Source organism: Burkholderia sp. LMG 13014, assembly GCF_905232215.1.
In the GTDB taxonomy this organism is placed as follows: Bacteria; Pseudomonadota; Gammaproteobacteria; order Burkholderiales; family Burkholderiaceae; genus Burkholderia.
Genome location: NZ_CAJNKE010000644.1, coordinates 1 through 3206, shown reverse-complemented (window position 1 = coordinate 3206; position 3206 = coordinate 1). Strand labels below are relative to the sequence as shown.

Annotated in this window: 5 protein-coding genes; 3 read left to right on the top strand and 2 right to left on the bottom strand. The window is 67.3% G+C overall.

Features of this window, described 5'->3' with window-relative positions; all coding sequences use genetic code 11:
- Positions 1-567, top strand: a 567-nt coding sequence (locus JYJ84_RS32410; protein ID WP_240201932.1) for a transcriptional regulator, incomplete at its 5' end; no start/stop codon positions are given.
- 6 nt (positions 568-573) lie between these two features.
- Here JYJ84_RS32410 and JYJ84_RS32405 read toward each other — a convergent pair.
- Both JYJ84_RS32405 and JYJ84_RS32400 read right to left on the bottom strand, forming a co-directional pair.
- The gene (locus JYJ84_RS32405; RefSeq protein ID WP_122946017.1) at positions 574-1533 is read right to left on the bottom strand and encodes a spore coat U domain-containing protein; all 960 of its coding nucleotides are present in this window, start codon (positions 1531-1533) and stop codon (positions 574-576) included.
- A 38-nt stretch (positions 1534-1571) separates the two neighbouring features.
- The gene (locus JYJ84_RS32400; RefSeq protein ID WP_205189973.1) at positions 1572-2021 is read right to left on the bottom strand and encodes a hypothetical protein; all 450 of its coding nucleotides are present in this window, start codon (positions 2019-2021) and stop codon (positions 1572-1574) included.
- Here JYJ84_RS32400 and JYJ84_RS32395 point away from each other — a divergent pair.
- Together JYJ84_RS32395 and JYJ84_RS32390 are read left to right on the top strand one after the other, a co-directional pair.
- Positions 1963-2496 carry a spore coat U domain-containing protein gene (locus JYJ84_RS32395; RefSeq protein WP_175223052.1) on the top strand — a complete coding sequence of 178 codons (534 nt, stop codon included), beginning with the start codon at positions 1963-1965 and terminating at the stop codon, positions 2494-2496. The genes JYJ84_RS32400 and JYJ84_RS32395 overlap by 59 nt on opposite strands.
- Before the next feature lie 7 nt (positions 2497-2503).
- On the top strand, positions 2504-3206 hold a 703-nt coding region (locus tag JYJ84_RS32390), incomplete at its 3' end, for a molecular chaperone (protein WP_374102149.1).

Genomic DNA, 3206 nt, shown 5'->3' with positions numbered 1-3206 from the left:
GCGCGGATCGCCGTCGCGCTGCAACTGTCGAAGGCCGAGCGCGCGTACCTGTTCGAGCTGGCCGCGCAACGCGACCCGGCCGAACCCGACGTCGCGGGCGGCGACCTGCCGCCGACGCTCGCCGCAACCGTCGCGGCGATCGCGACACCCGCGTACGTGCTCGACCGGCAATGGAACGCCCTCGCATGGAATGCGCCGGCCGCCGCGCTCTTTTCCGGCTGGCTCGACGGCGAGCACGACCGCAACCTGCTGCGCTTCACGTTCATGTCGCCGGCCGCGCGCACGCTGATCGTCGACTGGGAAACCCGCGCACGGCGGCTCGCGGCCGAATTCCGCGCCGATTCGATCCGTCACCTGACCGACGCGCCCACGCGTGCGCTGATCGACGCACTGACCGCCGGCAGCGACGCGTTCGCGCAGTACTGGGCATCGCAGGACGTGTTCGAACGCGAAGGCGGCCTGCGCGAATTCGACCATCCGGCCGACGGCCGCCTCGTGTACCAGCAGATCACGCTGAAACCCGCGCACCGCGAGGACCTGAAGCTGGTGGTGCTGGTGCGCGACTGACGCGGCTCAGAAGCTGATCGTCGCGGTGATCGTGTCGCTGTAGCTGCCGGGTGCGGGCGTGGTCTGCGCGGGCACCTGGCCGTAGACGGTCAACGCCTGCGTGACCCCGCTGCCGGTGCCGGTCGCCATCGTCGTGCCGCCGGTGCCGTCGCCCCAGATCGTCGACATCCCCGAATTCAGGTAAAGCTGATAGCCGACCGAGCCGCCGCCGCCCGAACGCAGCATCGTGCGCGCGGTGACGTTGCCGCTCGCGCCGCCGTTCAGCGCGATCTCGAACGCGTCGCCGTTCGTGCACTGCGCATTGATGGTGCCGGTCGCGGTAAGCGCACTCGCAAGCACGCCGACCGGCGCGAACGCGATGTTCGTCGCGGTGATGTTGCAGTCGTTGACGACGGTCGCGGTCGCGCTGAAAGCGAACGTGCCGTTCGTCGCGAGTGACGCGCACGTCGGCGCGCCGAGCAGGTAGAACCCGTAGTTGAGCGACGTCTGGCTGCCGCCGAAGTTCTGGGCATAAACGGTGCTCGCGTCGCCGACGGTCGGCACGGTCGGCTGGTTCGCGGCGATCTTGCCGTAGATCGTAACGGTCGTGTTCGCGGTCGTGCCGGTGAGCGGCTTCGACAGGCTGACCGAAATCGGCGTCGTGCCCGAATAGGTCGAGCCCCAGCTCTGCGTGTAGCCGGAATCCAGATACAGGTCGTACTGCATCTGGTTGCTGCCGTTGGTCAGGTACCGGGGACTCGTGCCGCCGAGATTCAGGCACACGGTCACGTTCGGCACCAGCGAGACCGTGGACCACGTACAGGTGACCGTCATCGTCGATGTCGTCGTGACCGCCGCCAGCGCGACCGGGCTCACCGAGCCGAAATTCGGCGCGGGCGCCGTCACGCTGCATGTCTCGGCATGTGCGCCCGTCCAGGGCGCCGCGAGCCACACGACGGCCAGCAACGCGATTATCCAGCGTTTCATTTTTCGACTCGCCCCGATTATTCAATCAACAAATTCAATTACCATTCAATAATTCGAATCAATAACCATTCAGCCCATCCATTTTCCAATTCGATCGGCCATTCATCCGGATCTTTTGCGACGCACCAGCCCGGACGGACGACCCTCGAGACCGTACCCCGCTGAGCCGCCCCACGCAATCCCTTCGCCGCCAATCGGCCATTTTCGATTACGGCCTTAATTGCCGAAATAATGTTTTCTTGCACCGCGTCGATCACAACCATCGGGGCGACGTTGCATGCCGATAATACGTGCGCTAATCTTGCAAAAAAGGGATTCGAATGTTTTTTTGAAAATGGATCGCGATGCGGCGCGCAATTGCCCGCGCGATCCTGTCGCCAAGGCCAGGCGACTTCCAGCGCACAATCAGAACCGCAGGAGCGCTCCGCGATGAACGTGTCACTCCGCCGGCTTCGGTCGGCCGCCGTTGCCGTCGGTCTCTCCGCCATGCCGGCCCTGCATCCGGTCGGCGCGGCCGTCTATTCCAACGGCACGGCGACGGCGACCTTTACCGTCACGCTGACGATCCAGGCAAACTGCACGATCGCCGCCAACCCGCTTGCCTTCGGCTCGACCGGCGTCCTCGCCTCCGCGCTCAACCAGCAGACGACGCTCAGCGTCACCTGCTCGAACACCACGCCGTACAACGTCGGCCTCGACGCAGGCTCCGTGTCCGGCTCGACCGTCGCGAGCCGGCTGCTGGCCGGCACCGCGACCGGCAATACCGGCACCACCGTCGGCTTCCAGCTCTATCAGGACGCCGGACATACGACGGTATGGGGCAATACGCAGGGCACCAATACGGTCGGCGGCACCGGCTCCGGCTCCGCGCAGAGCATCAACGTGTACGGTCAGGTCGCCGCCCAGGCGACGCCGCAGCCGGACACCTACCAGTCGACCGTCACTGCCACCGTCTACTTCTGACGTGCACGTGACGCTCGCCCGCTTCGCCGAACGCATCGCCACGCCACTGCTGCTCGCATGGGCCGCTGCGACAGGCAGCCCGGCCCACGCCGCGACGCTGCAGATCTCGCCCGTCACGCTCGAACTCGCGCCCGATGCGCCGGCGGCGGGCATCACGCTGCGCAATCCGGGCGCGCGGCCGATCTACGGTCAGGTCCGCACCTATCGCTGGACGCAGGAAAGCGGCGACGACGTGTTGACGCCGTCGCCGGAACTGGTCGCGAGCCCGCCGCTGCTGCAAATCGCCGCGCAAGCGGACCAGCTGGTCCGGCTGGTCCGCGTCACGCGCGACAAGCCACCGCGCGAGCTGAGCTACCGCATCCTCATTGACGAGTTGCCGACGCCCGACGCGCCGGTGACGAGCGGCATCACGATCCGGCTGCGCTACTCGATCCCGGTGTTCGTCACGCCCGACGCAGCCGCCGCGCCGCCGCGGCTGACCTGGAGCCTCGTGCGCGGCGACGCGGGCTGGCTGCTGCGCGTCGCGAACGACGGCGGCCGGCATGCGCAGATTGCCGCCGTGCAACTGATCGACGACGCGGGCAAACGCCACGAGGTCACCGGCGGGCTGCTCGGCTACGCACTCGCGGGCAGTGCGCGGCAGTGGCCGGTCAAGCTCGACGCGACGGGTGCGACGCCGCGCATCCGGCGCGTGCAGGCGACCGTCAATA